Below are 18,024 nucleotides of genomic sequence, written 5' to 3'. Positions count from 1 at the left end.
CACAGCAATAAAAGACAGTGGGATGCGCTATGGCGATTTTTGATGGTCACAATGACCTGTTGCTTAATTTATGGCTTCACCATCGCCAGGATCCGGTAACGGCCTTCTTCTCCGGCATTGAAAACGGACACCTCGATTATCCGCGCATGCAGCAAGGCGGATTTTCCGGCGGGCTGTTCGCGCTGTTCGTGCCGCCGCAGGAGTATATCGCCCGCATGGCGCCACAATCCGCCTGCGAGCCGTGGCAGCCGGTCGACATTCTCTGGCAGCAGCTGACGATCCTTAAGCAGCTTGTCGCCCACTCCGACGGCCGGGCGCGATTGTGCCTGAGCGCGGCGGATATCGAACGCTGCCGTCAGGATAAGGTGCTAGCGATGGTAGCGCATATTGAGGGCGCGGGCGGTTTTGACGGCGAGGGAGGCGATCTACAGGCTTTCTATGCCGCCGGGGTGCGTAGCATTGGGCCTTTCTGGAACATTGCTAACCGTTTTGGCACCGGCGTTAACGGGGCGTTTCCCGGCAGCCCGGACAGCGGCTCAGGGCTTACCGCAGAGGGTATCGCCCTCATTAAGCACGCTAACGCCCTGAACATGCTGATTGACGTTTCGCATATGAATGAAAAGGCGTTCTGGGATACCGCTCGTCATTCCTCATCACCGCTGGTCGCCACCCACTCCAACGCCCATACGCTGTGCCCGCAACCGCGCAATCTGACCGATCGGCAGCTGCTGGCTATCCGCGACAGCGGCGGCGTGGCTGGCGTCAATTTCGGCAACGCGTTTCTGCGCGCCGACGGTAAACGCGATAGCGATACCCCGCTGAGTACGATTGTTCGCCATATCGACTATCTTATTAACATCATGGGTGACGATCATGTCGCGCTGGGCTCCGATTTTGACGGCATTACGTTGCCTGATGACTTACACGATGTGAGTGGTTTACCACGGCTAATCAGCGCGTTGCGTGACAGCGGCTATGATCAATTTGTGCTGAATAAGCTGCTGTGGGGTAACTGGCAAAAGGTATTGCAAAATGTTTGGCAACAATAGGTTATGTTGTAAACATTAAGTTAATTCCTTACATCTTTCGGGTTGAGCTTTGCCCTCCTGTGACGCATTATTTGATGAACATCACAAAACTGGCACAAACAATGGCGTTGGTGCTGCATTTTTAAAGAGGAAAAAACGATGTGGAAGAAACCTGCTTTTATTGATTTACGTCTTGGCCTGGAAGTGACCCTGTACATTTCCAACCGCTAATCGCTCTGCCCGCCATACGTGCGGGCATTTTTGTTTGACTACCTGGCCCATCTTCATGTTTATTAAAGTCCTCGGTTCCGCCGCTGGCGGTGGTTTCCCCCAGTGGAACTGTAACTGCGCCAACTGTCAGGGTTTGCGCGACGGTACCCTTCAGGCGCCCCCTCGCACCCAGTCGTCGATCATCGTCAGTGATAACGGCAAAGAGTGGGTGCTGTGTAACGCCTCCCCCGATATCAGCCAGCAGATTGCCCATACGCCAGAACTGAATAAGAAAGAGGTTCTGCGCGGCACGCATATTGGCGGCATTATTCTCACCGATAGCCAGATTGACCACACCACCGGGCTGCTCAGCCTGCGCGAAGGGTGCCCACATCAGGTATGGTGTACGCCGGAGGTGCATGAAGATCTTTCCAGCGGATTCCCGATTTTTACCATGCTCCGGCACTGGAACGGCGGCCTGATTCATCACCCGATTGCGCCGCTCACCGCCTTTAGCGTGGAGGCCTGCCCTGATTTGCAGTTTACCGCTGTCCCCATCGCCAGTAACGCACCGCCCTATTCGCCGTGGCGCGACCGCCCGCTGCCGGGGCATAACGTGGCGCTGTTTATCGAAAACCGCCGCAACGGTCAGACGCTGTTCTACGCGCCGGGTCTCGGTGAACCCGATGACGCCATCCTGCCGTGGCTTAAAAAGGCGGACTGTCTGCTGATTGACGGCACCGTCTGGCAGGACGATGAACTCCAGGCCACCGGCGTCGGGCGCAATACCGGCCGCGACATGGGCCATCTGGCGCTCGGCGATGAACACGGCATGATGGCGCTGCTGGCCTCGCTGCCGGCAAAGCGCAAGATTCTGATCCACATTAATAACACCAACCCGATCCTTAACGAGCAGTCGCCGCAGCGTCACGCCCTTGCGCAGCAGGGAATAGAAGTGAGCTGGGACGGGATGAACATCACGCTTCAGGACTAACTATGCACATTCGCGAAACGCTCTCGCCGCAAGAGTTTGAGCACGCCCTTCGGGCGAAAGGCGCCTACTATCATATTCACCATCCGTACCATATCGCGATGCATAACGGCGAGGCCAGCCGCGAGCAGATCCAGGGCTGGGTGGCGAACCGGTTTTACTACCAGACGACCATCCCACTGAAAGACGCGGCAATTATGGCGAACTGCCCGGATCCGCACACGCGTCGCAAATGGGTGCAGCGGATCCTCGATCACGACGGCAGCAACGGTCATGACGGCGGTATCGAAGCCTGGCTACAGCTGGGCGAAGCCGTGGGGCTCAGCCGCGAGGACTTAATCAGCGAACGCCACGTGCTGCCCGGCGTCCGTTTCGCCGTCGACGCTTACGTTAACTTCGCCCGCCGCGCCAACTGGCAGGAGGCTGCATGCAGTTCGCTCACCGAACTGTTCGCCCCGCAAATCCATCAGTCGCGTCTCGACAGCTGGCCACAGCACTACCCGTGGATCAAAGAGGAAGGCTATTTTTATTTCCGCAGCCGCCTCAGCCAGGCCAGCCGCGACGTTGAACACGGTCTGGAGCTGGCGAAGCGTTATTGCGATAGCGCGGAAAAGCAGAATCGGATGCTGGAGATCCTTCAGTTCAAACTCGATATCCTGTGGTCGATGCTCGACGCGATGACCATGGCCTACGCGCTACAGCGTCCGCCTTATCACACGGTCACCGACAAAGCGGCCTGGCACACAACCCGACTGGTATAAGCATGCAAAAAAACTCCATCGTCGCCTTTCGTCGCGGCTATCGCCTGCAATGGGAAGCCGCTCAGGACAGCCATGTCATCCTCTATCCGGAAGGCATGGCTAAACTCAATGAGACCGCGGCCGCAATCCTCGAACTGGTCGATGGCCAACGCGACGCGGCGGCTATCATTGCCATACTCAACGAACGGTTCCCGGAAGCCGGCGGCGTGGATGACGACGTCGTAGAATTCCTGCAAATCGCTTATCAACAGAAGTGGGTTATTTTCCGTGAGCCAGAATAAACCTGCCGTCAATCCACCGCTGTGGCTGCTGGCGGAGCTGACCTATCGCTGTCCGCTACAGTGTCCTTACTGCTCTAACCCGCTGGACTTCGCCCGGCAGGATCAGGAGCTGACCACTGAACAGTGGATTGAGGTTTTCCGCCAGGCGCGGGCGATGGGCAGCGTGCAGATAGGTTTTTCCGGCGGCGAACCGTTGACGCGTAAAGATCTGCCGGAGCTGATCCGCGCCGCCCGCGATCTCGGTTTTTATACCAACCTGATCACCTCGGGAATTGGCCTGACGGAAAGCAAGCTCGACGCATTCAGCGAGGCCGGTCTGGACCATATCCAGATTAGCTTCCAGGCCAGCGATGAAGTGCTCAACGCTGCGCTGGCGGGGAATAAAAAAGCCTTCCAGCAGAAGCTGGCGATGGCCAAAGCGGTTAAAGCGCGCGATTACCCGATGGTGCTGAATTTCGTCCTGCACCGGCATAATATCGATCAGATCGATAAAATCATCGAACTGTGCATCGAGCTGGACGCCGACGACGTCGAACTTGCCACCTGCCAGTTCTACGGTTGGGCGTTCCTTAATCGTCAGGGGCTTCTGCCGACGCGGGAACAGATTGCCCACGCGGAACGCGTGGTTGCCGAATATCGGCAAAAAATGGCCGCCAGCGGCAATCTGACCAACCTGCTGTTCGTCACTCCCGATTATTACGAGGAGCGGCCCAAAGGCTGCATGGGCGGCTGGGGGTCGATTTTCCTCAGTGTAACCCCGGAAGGCACGGCGCTGCCCTGCCACAGCGCGCGCCAGCTGCCGGTGGAATTCCCCTCGGTGCTTGAGCAGAGCCTGGAATCCATCTGGTATGACTCTTTCGGCTTCAACCGCTATCGCGGATTTGACTGGATGCCGGAGCCGTGCCGCTCCTGCGATGAAAAAGAGAAAGACTTCGGCGGCTGCCGCTGCCAGGCCTTTATGCTCACCGGGAATGCGGATAACGCCGATCCGGTGTGCAGCAAATCGCCGCATCATCATAAAATCCTCGAGGCGCGACGCGAAGCAGCCTGTAGTGATATGAAGATCGGTCAGCTTCAGTTTCGCAACCGAACCCGTTCTCAGCTTATCTATAAAACCCGGGAACTGTAACGATAATGACCATCCGCATCGTGGAACTGGCAGGCGGTTTACGCGCAACGCTGGTGCATCAGCCGCAGGCGACACGCGCGGCGGCGCTGGCGCGCGTGAGTGCCGGAAGCCATCACGAGCCACCGCGATTCGCCGGTCTTGCGCATTTGCTTGAGCACCTGCTGTTCCGCGGTAGCCAGCGCTATCAGGGCGATGATCGACTCATGGCCTGGGTCCAGCGCCAGGGCGGCAACGTCAATGCCACCACGCTGGCTCGCCACAGCGCTTTTTTCTTCGACGTTGCCGCCGATAACCTGTCCGACGGCGTCGCGCGACTGCGGGATATGTTGCAGGCGCCGCTGCTTTCCCGGCTGGACATCCAGCGCGAAGTGGCGGTCATTGATGCGGAAAACCGGCTTATCCAGCAGCATGATGCCGCCCGGCGCGAAGCCGCGGCGCGCCACGCGATGGAACAACCGGAGGTTCTTCGCCGTTTTCAGGTGGGTAGCCATGATTCTCTGGGGCAAGACACGGGAACGCTGCACGCCGCGTTGCGCGACTTTCATCGCCGCTATTATGTGGCCAGACACCTGCAATTGTGGCTACAGGGACCGCAAACGCTGGATGCGTTAGCCGAGCTTGCCCATACGTTTGCGACAGGTTTTGCTTCAGGTGGCGTGCCTGAAGCCGCCCCCCCGTTACGCCTTAGCGCTGAAGCAGATTATCAGCTGGCAGTGACGGAGCGACCCGCGCTGTGGCGCTGTCCGTTGATCCGAAAAAGTGACAACGTCACCTTGCTTCGGGAATTTTTGCTGGACGAGGCCCCCGGAAGCCTGATTGACGGGCTGCGGGCGCGCGGGCTGGCAGAAGAGGTATCGCTGGACTGGCTTTATCAGGATGACGATTACGGCTGGCTGGCGCTAACGCTTGACGGCGAACGGCCCGAGGCCATAGACGCGCAAATCACGCGCTGGCTGCGGGCCCTACAGCAAACGACGCAAGAGCAACAGCGGCATTATTATCGGCTGGCACAGCAGCGCTTTAGCGCCCTGTCGGCCCTTGACCAGCTTCGCCAGCGGGCGTTTGGTTTTGCGCCCGGCGCGGCGCCGGTTGATTTTTCCGCCTTCTGTGCCGACTTACTGGCGGCGCCCACCTCATATCTGGCCTGCAAAAAAATGGAAGCCGCCGGGACAATTTCCAGCCAGGGATTTGCCCTGCCGCTTAGCCACTGGCGTCGCCAGCCGGTTGCGGATGAGAGCCCCATCGCGTTTTCCTTCTACCCGCAGGCTGCCCAATATTCTGCCCCAGCCCTGACGCCAGAAGCCGTTCCGCTGCTGCATTTACCGGCGCAGGCACAACCGCCGACGTTGATCCTCCGCAAGCCTTTTTATTCGCGCGTAAGCGAGTCACAGGGGGTGGCGATCGGCAAACAATTACGCCCTCTTCTGGCTGAAATGCGCCATATCGGCGGCAGCGGCGAGTGGCAAACGGTTGACGGTAGCTGGCAGCTAACCCTGCGGCTTCCTGACGCCGTGGTGATGGCGGAACCCATCATCGGGGCGATAATCGATCGCCTCTCCCGCCCCACACCGGCTATTACGCCTGCGCCAGATGGCATTGCGATCCGTCAGTTGCTTAAGCAATTGCCTGAACGACTGGCATCGGAACCGTCACGGAATGGCTGGCTGGCGGCGTTAGCTGGCGGCAGCGCCGGACACGCGCACGGGTTAGCCCGGCAGCTTGGCCTGCTCCGGGCGCCGGTTAACGCTAAGCCGTTGCCGTTAAGCGATTGTCCCGGCGGGGTCGAACACATTCCGCACGCCAGCGCGGATTCGGCGCTGCTGGTGTTTATTCCTCTGCCGCCGGGTGCGTCGCTCGCCGCGCTGCGGCTGCTGGCGTTATGCTGCGAACCGCGATTTTTCCAGCGCCTGCGCGTGGAACAGCAGATTGGCTACGTGGTCAGCTGTCGTTATCAGCGTATTGCCGATCGCGATGGCCTGCTGCTGGCGTTACAGTCGCCTGATCGTTCTCCCGTGAACCTGTTGGGTTGCTGCAAACGATTTTTGCGAGAGCTGACGCTGTGCGATGAATCCGAGTTCAGCCTATTGCGACAGCAGCTGGCGACGCAGATCCGCTCACCGATGGATGCCAGCGCCACGGCAGTGGCCGCCCTGCGCCAGCGCTATGGTTTGCCGGTGTTAACGCCGCAGGCTATTGATGCCCTGCAACCTGACGAGATAGTCGCGCTATGGCGCGAGATGACTCGCCGTCGCCGTCGCTGGCGGGTGCTTTTCACGGGCTGACCGGAACCGCAGCTTTCTTCCTGTGCGTGGTTTTTAGTCAAAAAAAAGCCCCGTACTACGACGGGGCCAGGCTGCTTATTTCGCTGTTATTTATCCAGCGCGTAGGCAATCACGTAGTCACCACGATCCGGCGACTGGCGTGCACCGCCAGCAGAGATCAGAATGTACTGTTTGCCGGTTTTCGGTGATACATAGCTGATAGGTCCGCCCTGGCTACCCACCGGGAGACGCGCTTTCCACACTTCTTCCCCCGTAGAGTAATCAAAGGCGCGCAGGTAGTAATCCTGGGTTCCCGCAATGAAGACCAGACCGCCCTGCGTGGCCAGCGTACCGCCCAGCGTCGGCATACCGACAGGCATCTGCATACGCATTTTTACCCCAAACGGACCGGTATCCTGAACGGTACCGACCGGCACCTGCCAGACGATTTTCTGTGTTTTCAGGTCAATCGCAGAGAGAGAGCCAAACGGTGGTTTCTGGCACGGAATACCCAGCGGTGACATGAAACGGTTTTTGTTGACCGAATACGGCGTTCCTTTCATCGGAACAGCGCCCATACCGGCGTTCACGGCTTCACCGCCCGTGTTTGCCACTGCGCTTTGCGGATCTTGTTTAATCAGCTGGACCCACAGACCCAGACGCATGTCGTTGACGAAGATGTACTGGTTGTTCGGATCCGTGGACAGACTACCCCAGTTCATTCCCCCCAGCGAGCCCGGGAAGCTCAGGGAAATATCGGTCCCCGGCATCGTGTACAGACCGTCATAACGCATTGATTTGAAGCTGATACGACAGGCCAGCTGGTCAAACGGCGTCGCCCCCCACATATCCGATTCTTTCAGGGTTTCCGCGCCAATCTGCGGCATCCCCACAGAGCGCGGCTGCGTTGCCGGGTACTGTTCACGTGGAATATCCGCTGGTTTTACCGGAACCTCTTTCACTTCAGTGAGCGGTTTACCCGTCAGGCGATCAAGAACATAAATTTGCCCCGCTTTGGTGCCCACCACCACCGCGGGCTTGTTGCCCTCTTTTGTCGGGAAATCAACCAGGCTCGGCTGCATCGGGATATCGAAATCCCAGAGGTCGTTATGCACGGTCTGGTATACCCACTTCTCTTTCCCGGTAGTCGCATCCAGCGCGAGGATTGAGGTGGCGTATTTATGATCTTCCGGAATACGGTCAGCGCCCCACAGGTCGACGGAGGAACTCCCCATCGGGATAAACACGGTATTCATCGACGCATCCCAGGACATAGGGGCCCAGGAGTTTGCAGAGCTACGTTTGTAGTGTTCGCCCGGCTTCAGAACATAGTTCGGATCCGGATTACGCGGGTCGAACGCCCAGCGCAGCTGGCCGGTGATCACGTCATAACCACGTATAACGCCTCCCGGCATATCGGTGCTGACGTTATCCGCAACGCGGCCACCAACGACAACCGTCGTACCCGCCAGCGTCGGGGCCGACGTCAGCACGTAGGTGGGATCTGACGCATCGCCCATCCCTTCATGCAGGTTAACGCTGCCGTTAGTACCGAAGTCCGGACAGAATTTGCCGTTATCGGCGTCTAACGCGATCAGCTTACCGTCAATGGTATTCATCAGGATACGGCGCTGGCATGCAGCGCCCGGTGCGACCTGCGCTGGCAGAACCGGCGTGGAGCCCGCTACCGTTGGCTGTGCCAGCGGTTTGGTGGCATCAAAGTATGCCAGGCCACGGCAGCGCATCCAGATTGCAGATTTGGCGTTGATTTCCGCTTTCCAGATCTCTTTCCCACTATCGGCATCCACGGCGATCACGTTGTTATGCGGCGTACAGAGGAAGACACGATCGCCAACCTGTAGCGGCGTTTGCTGATCTTCTGCGCCATTGCCGTCCGGACTTTCCGGTACGTCACCGGTATGGTAGGTCCAGACCGGTTTCAGGTTTTTCACGTTGTCACGGGTTATCTGGTCCAGCGCCACAAAGCGACTACCGCCGGCCGTATTACCGTAGTGATCCCAGTTCTGCTGTTTCGCATCATCTTTTACCGGTACCAGCGGACGTTTTTCACCGCTAAACGGCACGGTCGGATGGGGTTGAAACATCTGAACAAAGGTGACGCCCATGGCGATAATAAGGACCGCGCAGACCCCCAGGGCCCCTTTTGCGCAGGACGGTTTTCCTTCACGTTTACGCAATGCAGGCCAGGTGGCAGCTGCCAGCACCATCAGCCCGGCGGGTACCATTAAACGGGAAACCAGCGGCCAGAAGTCGAGCCCGGCATCGAAAAATGCCCAAATCAGGGTGCCAAGAAACACCAGGGCAAACAGCCCCACGGCAGAGGACTTGCGGCGGAAGAACTGAATCGCAGAGAGCAGAGTGATAACCCCGGCGATGAGAAAATACCAACTCCCCCCCAGGGAAACCAGTTTAAAACCGCCGATAGCAAAAAAGAGCCCCGTTACAAGAAGTATCACACCCACCAGCAGGCACCACGGGCCTAACCAGCCGGATGAGCGGGGATTATTGTCTGACATAAAAATGAATCTCCTGATTACTTTATAACAGCAGGGTTTTATTGACTGCCACGATGCTAAAACCCTGCGTAACATCAATTGTTCGTGTGCGAATCATAAATTAAAATTATAATGTAGACAAAATGTATTCTGTCGGAAGAAAAGAAAACTCACTAAAGTGCAGGAACATAACAAAATAAAAAAAATGGGATATCACTCTGTAATTCGCCAATACCAGAATATTTGACCAGTCAGTTCCGGCTTATGCGATGAATATCAGGTTTGCCGACAAGACAGCCCAGGTGACGTAAGATTTTTGCATGATGAGAATTAACTTATTGCCTATTAATTAAGCTTCACAAACACGATCAGCTCGCGGATTTCACGATATACGTCACTACACCAAAGATATCGAGCGTATCGTCGCTGCCGACAATAATCGGTGAATAGGCGCTGTTCATGGGGTTGAGTTGAATATTGGGACGCAGCTGGAGGCGCTTCACGGTAAATTCGCCCTCTACCGCCGCAATCACGATATCGCCATGCTCAGGCTTGCGGGAACTGTCCACCACCAGCAAATCACCGTTATTGATCCCCCCTTCTATCATCGAGTCACCGGCGGCTTTGACAAAGTAAGTGGAGCTGGGATGGGCCACTAATAACTCGTTTAAATCGATACGCCGCTCTACATAATCCGCTGCCGGGCTGGGGAAGCCGCACTGTACTAAGTCGCTGAAAAGTGGAATAGCAACGATTTCACGCAACTCTGCGGGTCTGAAAAAGATCATGATAAACACCTCCATACTGTTTTTATATACAGTAGTTTTAACTGAGATATCGATCAAGCCATGTCAGCGTAAGCGGCTGGCTACGCCTTAACCGCTTCGCTTATAACCCCCTATAGCAATGAAGATTATTTGTTTTGTAAATTTTTACGCACAGACAAGCGTAACGCGTCATAAAACATCACTACGCAATGACTTTCACATGACTATAAAAAGAAAACAAAGTAACAACAAATCACTCCACATACACTATACGTTGACTTTATATTTAGACTAGCGCATATTTTACAGCACAAATTAACAAGACAATTTTTGGAGGACGTTTTCTATGCCCGCCCGTGATTATCCCGATAAGCGTGTTGCTCGCGGTGTCGCAAAGGAGGCCGAACTCAGGATGTTAAGTGCGCGCATCGATCCTGCGCTGATGGAGTACATCCGCATTACTGCGTATGAAACACGGAAAAGTAAGCAGGAAATCGTGGCGGAAGCGTTAGCGCTTCACCGCCAAAGAAGTCAGATTGGATCATAAACAGCAAAAGCCCGAAAAATCCTCCAGGCTTTTGCTGGTATCGGGATTACCCCACCAGAGAATTTAACGTCTCCAGCGCCTCAGGCGGCAATACCAGATCGACTGCCGCCAGGTTTTCACGCAGATGCGCCACCGATGAGGTTCCCGGGATCAAGAGGATATTTGGCGAGCGTTGCAGCAGCCATGCCAGCGCCACCTGCATCGGCGTCGCGCCCAGTGAATCCGCCACCGCCTGTAGTCCGGAAGATTGCAGTGGCGTGAAACCACCCAGCGGGAAGAACGGCACCCAGGCAATCCCCTGCTGCGCCAGCGAATCAACCAGCGCATCGTCACCGCGATTCACAACGTTGTACATGTTCTGTACGCACACCACGGAAACCATCTTCTGCGCTTCAGCAACCTGCGAAGCGGTGACGTTGCTCAGCCCAATATGACGAACCAGCCCCTGCTGTTGCAGCTCCGCAAGGGTGCTCAGCGGCGCGGCAATCGAGCCTTCCGCCGGTCCGTGGGCGCTAAACATGATCCGCAGGTTAACCACGTCCAGCACATCCCGCTTCAGGTTACGCAGGTTATCATGCACCGCCTGCGTCAGCTCCTGCGCGGAAAACGCCGGCAGCCAGGAGGCATCCTCGCCGCGTCGGGCTCCGATCTTGGTCACAATCGTAAGGTCGTCCCGGTACGGATGAAGCGCCTCGCAGATAAGCTGGTTGGTCACATGAGGTCCGTAAAAATCGCTGGTATCAATGTGATTCACACCCAACGCCACCGCTTCACGCAGCACCGCCAGCGCCGCATTTTTGTCTTTTGGCGGACCAAAAACGCCAGGCCCGGCAAGCTGCATCGCGCCATAGCCAAATCGTTTAACCGTACGCGTTCCGAGCGTGAACGTTCCGCTTTTATCTATGCTGCTCATGCTGACCTTCCTCATAAAAAATGATCCGGATTTACAACAGGTTCCGCAACGAAACCATTAGTTAAGCAATAGTAAAATTAAAGTTTAAATTCGCTACGACGATAGTATTGATGTAACCCTGCCTCTTCTCTTACGGATGACCGCCATGCTGAAAAATCTGCACGTGATTACCGGTATTATCTTTGCCCTCACCATATTCTGTCTGCTGCAAGTTGTCACGGGAGGGTTGTTCTACTCTGCCGTTAACAACGATCGTCACAACTTTCAGAACTCCGGGTTACTCAATGCCCAACAGGAAAGCCTGAGCGACAGCGTTAACACGCTGGTGAAAACGCGCGTTACCGTTACCCGCGTGGCGATCCGCTACCTGAAAAACCAGCGCGATCCGGCCTCTCTCGCGGCGATCAACACGCTGCTGGGCACCGCCAACGGTTCGCTGGCCAAAGCCGAAGACTATTACAAAAACTGGCTGGTTATTCCGCAGGTGAAGGGCCAGAATGCCGCGCTCACCGAAGAGATGCAGAAAGCCTGGAAGCAAATGCACGAGGTGATGCGCTTGTCCATTGAGTATCTGCGCGCAGATAACTATCAGGCCTATGGCGACCTGGACGCCCAGCAGGCGCAGGATGAGATGGAGGCGGTCTATACCCGCTGGCGCGCTGAAAACAACGTTCTGCTGAAAGCCGCCGCCGAAGAGAACCAGAGCAGCTTTACCCAGATGCAGTGGACGCTGGCGGCGATCTTCCTGACCGTGATCGCCGTGCTGGTAGTGATTTGGCAGGGTTTACAGCACCTGCTCCTGAAACCGCTCAACGCCATCATGAACCATATTCGCACCATCGCGAGCGGCGATCTGACGCAAAATGTCGCGATTACCGGGCGCAACGAGATGGGCCAGCTGGCTGCTGGTCTGCACGAGATGCAGCAGTCGCTGGTGAGCACCGTCAGCGCCGTGCGCGGCAGCACAGATTCTATCTACACGGGCGCAGGAGAAATTGCCGCCGGAAGTAACGACCTTTCCGCCCGAACCGAGCAGCAGGCAGCCTCGCTGGAAGAGACCGCCGCCAGCATGGAAGAGCTGACAGCCACGGTGAAACAGAACTCGGATAACGCCCGCCAGGCGACGCTGCTGGCGAAGAATGCGTCTGAAACCGCCGCACGCGGCGGTCAGGTGGTGGATAACGTGGTGCGTACCATGAATGACATTGCCGACAGTTCTCAGCAAATTGCGCATATCACCGGCGTTATCGATAGCATTGCCTTCCAGACCAATATTCTCGCGCTCAACGCGGCGGTTGAAGCCGCCCGTGCCGGGGAACAAGGTCGCGGCTTTGCGGTCGTGGCAGGTGAAGTACGGACGCTGGCCAGCCGCAGCGCGCAGGCGGCAAAAGAGATCAAAGGGCTTATCGAGAACTCTGTCAGCCGGGTGAATACCGGCTCGGAACAGGTGAGCGAGGCGGGTGCGACCATGAAAGAGATCGTCGCGGCCGTGACGCGCGTAACCGATATTATGGCTGAGATTTCCTCGGCGTCTGACGAGCAGAGCCGCGGTATAGAGCAGGTCAGCCTGGCGGTCTCGCAGATGGACAGCGTCACGCAGCAAAACGCCGCGCTGGTACAGGAGTCGGCAACGGCGGCGGCGGCGCTGGAAGATCAGTCTGAACAGCTGCGTCAGGCCGTGGCGGCATTCCGGCTGAACGCTCAGGCATCGCCGGCGGCTCGCCCTAAAAACGTGAAAACGCCCGTACTGCTGCGCCCGTCAGCGGCAGGCGCGAATACAGCTGACGCGAACTGGGAAACCTTCTGAGTGACAGGCGGGCATATCGCCCGCCTGCCTGATTAGCGGCTGCGCTTGGCGTGGCGTTCCCAGTTATCTCGCTTCGCATCCTCTGATTTACGCAACGAGACATAGCATGCTCCGCTGCCGCCGTGATGCGGCTGCGCTTCGCAAAAGGCCTGTACTTCGTCGAACTCGGTCAACCAGCGCGCAAGATAGCTGCGCACTACGTTAGGGTGCGACTGCTGTTCACGCCCTTTACCATGCACGATGATCAGGTTGCGTAGCCCGTCACGTCCGGCCTGGCGAATAAAGGAATAGACCAGCTGGCGGCATTGCTCCGCAGGCTGGCGTAACAGCGTTAAGCTGGCCTGACGGGAATATTTGCCGGAACGCAGCTTATCAAATACCCCCTGCTGTACCCCTTCACGCTGGAACATCAGCGGCTCGTCAAGGGGCAACAGTTCCAGAAACCCCAGCGTCAGAAAGTTATCGAGCTGCTCAGTATCTATTTCCTGACGCGCCCGCGTGTTGCGGCTCTGCTGCCAGTGAATATCCGTGCAGCGTTTGAGCGGCTGGACATCCTCCATGGCGTCAAGAAAAAGTGATTTGTCGTCAGGGTTCATGGAAATCCTCCGGCTACATCTGAGTGATGTACTATACCTGCGCCCGTTGCGGGTCTCAATCACCCGGGCACGGGTTCAAATAATGGCTTAAGGAACAGATAATCGCAGACGCAATAAATTTAATCTAACATTAACTTAAATTTCAGCCGTAATTAATTAAATAAATTACGTTAAAAAATCGTGAAATCAATCACTCAACGTCCTTCTCTTTTAAGAAAAAGCTGTTATAACTTAATAAACCTGCCCAATGGATAATGCATGTAGGATCCGCGAAAGGATGCACGACTGTGTGTTCTGTGGAGTCTGTCTGATGTCGGGCAGACTCTATTTTTTATTGTTGTTATTTTTATTAAATTAATTTCCTGGCCTCTCTTCGAAACTGCGTGATTAATGATTCGGCAAGTGGTGTCTGGCGAGAATCACGACGCTGAATTAAATAATATGCCGCTTTAGGCAGGGTTTCGACAACCGGCAGCATTATCAGACGGTGCGCCAGAAGCGGATCGCAGCCCAGCTCCTGCGGTAAAATGCTGATGAAATCGCTTTGTGCGACGAGGCTAATACAGGAGGAAAAGGTTTCACAGACAACGCCAATTCGCGGTATTTGAGAGCGATGGTTAAAAGTATCCTGTAACTGCTTATAATAACTTCCCCGGGGCGTAGGCATCGTCCAGTTATATTGCAGAAGCTCATTAATTGAGGTCGCCCCTGTCGCCGGATGTCCTGCCCGACAAAATACGGCAAAAGGCTTTTCGAACAGCTTTTCAAACGTAAATTCGTGATCGTACGGCCCCTGATAATAGGTATTGATGGTAAAGTCCAGCTCACCCTGACGTAATTCATTAATCATCGACACCAGCTGGCCTTCCATAATCCGGACGTTGACCTGAGGATGCTGCGCATGAAAACGCGTAATGACGGCTGGCATCAGGCTGCGTGAAATGCTGGCTCCCATCCCAATATTGATCTGCCCGGCGAGTTCGCCCTGCCGCTGGCGGATGTCATCCTGCGCCGCGCGTAGCTCTTCCAGAATCAAATTAGCGCGGTGATAAAATCCTTCCCCGCACTCGGTCAGCGCGACGCCTTTACTCCTGCGCACAAACAGCTGGGCCGCCATGCCCTCTTCCAGCTCTTTAATGGATTTGGTCAGCGCGGGCTGCGAAAGATTAAGCGTCCGGCTGGCGCCGCGAATGCTGCCCTGACGCGCCACCTCGACAAACGCCCTGATTTGATGAAATTTAATCTGAAATGACATAACGAGACCGATAACCGTTGTTTATCAGAGTAAAGAAACTGTCATCTACTTTAATGGAAACGGATGTGCGAGGGTAATTCCTGAACGGTTAAAACTGTGAAAAAACGATTAGTGATAAGTAAAAACTATCACAGCGTGAAGCAGTTCACATATTTTAATGATGACAGGAAAAGATATGAACGCACTGGCGCAGTACATCCAGACATTAGCCCCACAACTGAGCGCATGGCGTCGCGATTTCCACCATTTCGCGGAATCCGGTTGGGTGGAGTTTCGCACCGCGGCAAAAGTGGCGGAGATCCTCGCCTCACTGGGTTACGAGCTGGCGATGGGTCGCGACGTGGTCGACGCCGAAAGCCGTATGGGACTGCCCGATGACGCCACCCTTTCGCGAGAGTTTGCCCGCGCCCGGGCGCAGGGCGCGCCGGAGAAATGGCTGGCGCCGTTTGAGGGCGGGTTCACCGGCATTGTCGCGACCCTGAATACCGGCCGCCCGGGCCCAACCCTGGCGTTTCGCGTGGACATGGACGCCCTTGATTTAAGCGAAGCGCTCGACGACAGCCATCGCCCGTTCCGCGACGGGTTTGCCTCCTGCAATCCGGGAATGATGCACGCCTGTGGCCACGACGGGCATACCACCATTGGTCTGGGGCTCGCGCAGGTGCTTAAGCAGCATGAAGCGCAGCTCAACGGCACCATCAAACTGATCTTCCAGCCTGCCGAAGAGGGTACGCGCGGCGCGCGCGCTATGGTCGCCGCAGGCGCGCTGGACGGCGTAGACTACTTTACCGCCATTCATATCGGAACCGGCGTTCCGGAAGGGACAGTGATCTGCGGCAGCGATAACTTCATGGCGACCACCAAATTTGACGTGCGCTTTACCGGAGTCGCCGCACACGCTGGCGGTAAACCGGAAGAGGGCCGTAACGCACTGCTTGCTGCTGCCCAGGCCGCTATCGCGCTGCATGGCATCGCGCCACACAGCGAAGGCGCGTCCCGGGTTAACGTCGGGGTCATGCAGGCGGGCAGCGGACGCAACGTGGTTCCGGCTGATGCGTTACTTAAGGTTGAAACCCGCGGCGAAAGCGAGGCCATTAATCAGTATGTCTTTGAGCGCGCGCAGGCGGTAATTACCGGCGCGGCGGCGCTCTATGGCGTAACAGCCGGGATAAACCTGATGGGGGCGGCGACCTCCAGCGTCCCTTCCCCGGCCTGGGTCGATTATCTGCGCGAGCAGGCAAGCCAGGTGCCCGGTGTGACTCATGCCTTTAATAAGGTCAAAGCGCCTGCGGGCTCTGAAGACGCCACGCTAATGATGGCCCGCGTGCAGCAGAACGGCGGCATGGCCTCGTATATGGTTTTCGGCACCCAGCTGAGCGCCGGACATCACAACGAAAAATTCGATTTTGATGAGCAGGTGATGAACGTTGCCATCGAAACGCTGGCGCGAACTGCGCTTAATTTCCCGTGGACGCGAGGTGTGTAATGCAGGAGAACTACGCTTTTATCGCTGATGCCATCGACACGCGATGTCAGACGTTTACCGATATTGCCGACGACATCTGGGATCACCCCGAAACGCGCTTTGAAGAGTTCTGGTCCGCCGAACGCCTCGCCAGCGCGCTGGAAGCCGAGGGCTTTACCCTGACGCGGGAAGCCGGAGGCATTCCCAACGCCTTTATTGCCAGCTACGGCAGCGGCAAGCCCGTTATCGCCCTTCTGGGCGAATACGATGCCCTGGCCGGGCTAAGCCAGCAGGCACACTGCGCGACGGCGCAATCCGCCATCCCGGGGGCGAACGGCCACGGTTGCGGGCATAACCTCTTAGGCACGGCTGCCTTTGCCGGGGCGGTGGCGGTGAAAAGCTGGCTGGAACAGCACGGCGGCAGCGGAACGGTGCGTTTTTACGGCTGTCCCGGCGAGGAAGGCGGCTCCGGTAAAACCTTTATGGTGCGTGAAGGATTATTTGACGACGTGGACGCTGCCGTGACATGGCACCCGGAAGCCTTTGCCGGGATGTTTAACGTCAGCACGCTGGCCAATATTCAGGCCGCCTGGCGGTTTAAGGGGATCGCCGCCCATGCCGCTAACTCCCCACATCTGGGACGCAGCGCGCTGGATGCCGTGACGTTGATGACCACCGGCACAAACTTCCTCAACGAACACATCATTGAAAAAGCGCGCGTTCATTACGCCATCACCGATACCGGCGGAATTTCGCCTAACGTGGTGCAAGCCCAGGCCGAGGTGCTGTACCTGATCCGCGCCCCGGAGATGGCCGATGCGCAGCAGATCTACGCGCGCATCGAGAAAATCGCCCAGGGCGCGGCGATGATGACCGAAACCACCGTCGAGTGCCGCTTTGATAAAGCCTGCTCCAGCTATCTGCCGAATCGAACGCTCGAAGCGGCGATGTACCGCGCATTGCAGCATTACGGCACGCCGGCCTGGACGGAAGAGGAACGCGAATTTGCCCGTAAAATCCGCGCTACGCTCACGGCAAACGACCTGCAAAACAGCCTGAAAAACATTGCCGCAACGGGGGCCGAAGAGGGAAAAGCGTTTGCCCGACGCCATCAGGAGACGCTGCTGGTGGATGAAGTTGCCCCATATGCCATCACCGATAACGTGCTGGCAGGCTCCACCGATGTGGGGGATGTCAGCTGGAAGATGCCTGTTGCACAGTGCTTTAGCCCTTGTTTTACCGTGGGCACCCCGCTGCATACCTGGCAATTAGTGACGCAGGGGCGTACCTCTATTGCCCATAAAGGCATGTTGCTGGCCGGAAAAGTGATGGGCGCGACCGCGCTGCATCTGCTTCAGGATGCCGACCTGTTGCGAAAATGCCGGGAAGAGTTCGAACAACACATAACAGAAAAACCGTACGAGTGTCCGATCCCGCAGGGCGTGACACCGTCACCTTTAAAATAAAAAAACACAACACAACAACACAACAACAGTC

Annotated in this window: 16 protein-coding genes; 11 read left to right on the top strand and 5 right to left on the bottom strand. The window is 56.7% G+C overall.

Going from position 1 to position 18,024, the window contains the following annotated elements; all coding sequences use genetic code 11:
* The first annotated feature begins 29 nt into the window (after window positions 1-29).
* The 7 genes from O1724_RS10810 to pqqF all read left to right on the top strand — a co-directional run bounded on the left by O1724_RS10810 (window position 30) and on the right by pqqF (window position 6,682).
* On the top strand, window positions 30-1,049 hold the full coding sequence (locus O1724_RS10810) for a dipeptidase (protein WP_126296597.1): 1,020 nt from the start codon (window positions 30-32) through the stop codon (window positions 1,047-1,049).
* A gap of 138 nt (window positions 1,050-1,187) precedes the next feature.
* Complete coding sequence (gene pqqA / locus O1724_RS10805) at window positions 1,188-1,259, top strand: pyrroloquinoline quinone precursor peptide PqqA (protein ID WP_002905689.1); 72 nt, start codon at window positions 1,188-1,190, stop codon at window positions 1,257-1,259.
* A 55-nt stretch (window positions 1,260-1,314) separates the two neighbouring features.
* Window positions 1,315-2,232: a pyrroloquinoline quinone biosynthesis protein PqqB gene (gene pqqB / locus O1724_RS10800; RefSeq protein ID WP_103883250.1), complete on the top strand. Its 918-nt coding sequence runs from the start codon at window positions 1,315-1,317 to the stop codon at window positions 2,230-2,232.
* A gap of 2 nt (window positions 2,233-2,234) precedes the next feature.
* Window positions 2,235-2,990, top strand: coding sequence for a pyrroloquinoline-quinone synthase PqqC (gene pqqC, locus O1724_RS10795; RefSeq protein WP_003857506.1), 756 nt, complete (start codon window positions 2,235-2,237; stop codon window positions 2,988-2,990).
* A 2-nt stretch (window positions 2,991-2,992) separates the two neighbouring features.
* Window positions 2,993-3,271 carry a pyrroloquinoline quinone biosynthesis peptide chaperone PqqD gene (gene pqqD, locus O1724_RS10790; RefSeq protein ID WP_022651047.1) on the top strand — a complete coding sequence of 93 codons (279 nt, stop codon included), beginning with the start codon at window positions 2,993-2,995 and terminating at the stop codon, window positions 3,269-3,271.
* Complete coding sequence (gene pqqE / locus O1724_RS10785; RefSeq protein ID WP_023324563.1) at window positions 3,258-4,400, top strand: pyrroloquinoline quinone biosynthesis protein PqqE; 1,143 nt, start codon at window positions 3,258-3,260, stop codon at window positions 4,398-4,400. Before pqqD ends, pqqE begins: the two co-directional genes overlap by 14 nt.
* 5 nt (window positions 4,401-4,405) lie before the next feature.
* Window positions 4,406-6,682, top strand: a complete 2,277-nt coding sequence (gene pqqF / locus O1724_RS10780; RefSeq protein WP_126296598.1) for a pyrroloquinoline quinone biosynthesis protein PqqF — start codon at window positions 4,406-4,408, stop codon at window positions 6,680-6,682.
* 86 nt (window positions 6,683-6,768) lie between these two features.
* Here the strand turns inward: pqqF and O1724_RS10775 are convergent, their stop codons facing one another.
* Both O1724_RS10775 and O1724_RS10770 read right to left on the bottom strand, forming a co-directional pair.
* Window positions 6,769-9,198, bottom strand: coding sequence for a glucose/quinate/shikimate family membrane-bound PQQ-dependent dehydrogenase (locus O1724_RS10775; RefSeq protein WP_479983972.1), 2,430 nt, complete (start codon window positions 9,196-9,198; stop codon window positions 6,769-6,771).
* Window positions 9,199-9,545: 347 nt separating this feature from the next.
* Window positions 9,546-9,965, bottom strand: a complete 420-nt coding sequence (locus O1724_RS10770; RefSeq protein ID WP_003857514.1) for a translesion error-prone DNA polymerase V autoproteolytic subunit — start codon at window positions 9,963-9,965, stop codon at window positions 9,546-9,548.
* A gap of 325 nt (window positions 9,966-10,290) precedes the next feature.
* On the opposite strand from O1724_RS10770, the gene O1724_RS10765 reads away from it, so the two are divergent.
* Window positions 10,291-10,491 (top strand): hypothetical protein, encoded by a 201-nt coding sequence (locus O1724_RS10765; RefSeq protein WP_003857516.1) that lies wholly within the window; start codon window positions 10,291-10,293, stop codon window positions 10,489-10,491.
* 46 nt (window positions 10,492-10,537) lie between these two features.
* On the opposite strand, the gene O1724_RS10760 is transcribed toward O1724_RS10765, so the two are convergent.
* Window positions 10,538-11,404: an aldo/keto reductase family oxidoreductase gene (locus tag O1724_RS10760; RefSeq protein WP_022651043.1), complete on the bottom strand. Its 867-nt coding sequence runs from the start codon at window positions 11,402-11,404 to the stop codon at window positions 10,538-10,540.
* Between the two features lie 145 nt (window positions 11,405-11,549).
* Between O1724_RS10760 and tcp the strand changes: the two genes are divergently transcribed.
* A complete protein-coding gene (tcp, locus tag O1724_RS10755) occupies window positions 11,550-13,211 on the top strand; it encodes a methyl-accepting chemotaxis citrate transducer (RefSeq protein WP_023314051.1) in 1,662 nt (553 codons plus the stop codon).
* Window positions 13,212-13,243: 32 nt separating this feature from the next.
* On the opposite strand, the gene smrA is transcribed toward tcp, so the two are convergent.
* Window positions 13,244-13,807 carry a DNA endonuclease SmrA gene (gene smrA, locus O1724_RS10750; RefSeq protein ID WP_050871153.1) on the bottom strand — a complete coding sequence of 188 codons (564 nt, stop codon included), beginning with the start codon at window positions 13,805-13,807 and terminating at the stop codon, window positions 13,244-13,246.
* 349 nt (window positions 13,808-14,156) lie between these two features.
* Complete coding sequence (locus O1724_RS10745) at window positions 14,157-15,062, bottom strand: LysR family transcriptional regulator (protein ID WP_003857524.1); 906 nt, start codon at window positions 15,060-15,062, stop codon at window positions 14,157-14,159.
* Between the two features lie 175 nt (window positions 15,063-15,237).
* On the opposite strand from O1724_RS10745, the gene O1724_RS10740 reads away from it, so the two are divergent.
* Window positions 15,238-16,548: a M20 family metallo-hydrolase gene (locus tag O1724_RS10740; protein WP_126296599.1), complete on the top strand. Its 1,311-nt coding sequence runs from the start codon at window positions 15,238-15,240 to the stop codon at window positions 16,546-16,548.
* On the top strand, window positions 16,548-17,993 hold the full coding sequence (locus O1724_RS10735) for a M20 family metallopeptidase (protein WP_126296600.1): 1,446 nt from the start codon (window positions 16,548-16,550) through the stop codon (window positions 17,991-17,993). Before O1724_RS10740 ends, O1724_RS10735 begins: the two co-directional genes overlap by 1 nt.
* Window positions 17,994-18,024: the final 31 nt, after the last annotated feature.

The sequence above is a fragment of the Enterobacter cloacae complex sp. HYC074_NIDB genome, from assembly GCF_056673345.1.
This window is presented reverse-complemented; position numbering and strand designations above follow the sequence as displayed.

Excerpts from the sequence above, each read along its gene's own strand:
- O1724_RS10810 (WP_126296597.1), top strand. The coding sequence starts at position 30 with ATGGCGATTTTTGATGGTCACAATGACCTGTTGCTTAATTTATGGCTT.
- pqqB (WP_103883250.1), top strand. The coding sequence starts at position 1,315 with ATGTTTATTAAAGTCCTCGGTTCCGCCGCTGGCGGTGGTTTCCCCCAG.
- pqqC (WP_003857506.1), top strand. The coding sequence starts at position 2,235 with ATGCACATTCGCGAAACGCTCTCGCCGCAAGAGTTTGAGCACGCCCTT.
- pqqD (WP_022651047.1), top strand. The coding sequence starts at position 2,993 with ATGCAAAAAAACTCCATCGTCGCCTTTCGTCGCGGCTATCGCCTGCAA.
- pqqF (WP_126296598.1), top strand. The coding sequence starts at position 4,406 with ATGACCATCCGCATCGTGGAACTGGCAGGCGGTTTACGCGCAACGCTG.
- O1724_RS10775 (WP_479983972.1), bottom strand. The coding sequence starts at position 9,198 with ATGTCAGACAATAATCCCCGCTCATCCGGCTGGTTAGGCCCGTGGTGC.
- O1724_RS10770 (WP_003857514.1), bottom strand. The coding sequence starts at position 9,965 with ATGATCTTTTTCAGACCCGCAGAGTTGCGTGAAATCGTTGCTATTCCA.
- O1724_RS10765 (WP_003857516.1), top strand. The coding sequence starts at position 10,291 with ATGCCCGCCCGTGATTATCCCGATAAGCGTGTTGCTCGCGGTGTCGCA.
- O1724_RS10760 (WP_022651043.1), bottom strand. The coding sequence starts at position 11,404 with ATGAGCAGCATAGATAAAAGCGGAACGTTCACGCTCGGAACGCGTACG.
- tcp (WP_023314051.1), top strand. The coding sequence starts at position 11,550 with ATGCTGAAAAATCTGCACGTGATTACCGGTATTATCTTTGCCCTCACC.
- smrA (WP_050871153.1), bottom strand. The coding sequence starts at position 13,807 with ATGAACCCTGACGACAAATCACTTTTTCTTGACGCCATGGAGGATGTC.
- O1724_RS10745 (WP_003857524.1), bottom strand. The coding sequence starts at position 15,062 with ATGTCATTTCAGATTAAATTTCATCAAATCAGGGCGTTTGTCGAGGTG.
- O1724_RS10740 (WP_126296599.1), top strand. The coding sequence starts at position 15,238 with ATGAACGCACTGGCGCAGTACATCCAGACATTAGCCCCACAACTGAGC.
- O1724_RS10735 (WP_126296600.1), top strand. The coding sequence starts at position 16,548 with ATGCAGGAGAACTACGCTTTTATCGCTGATGCCATCGACACGCGATGT.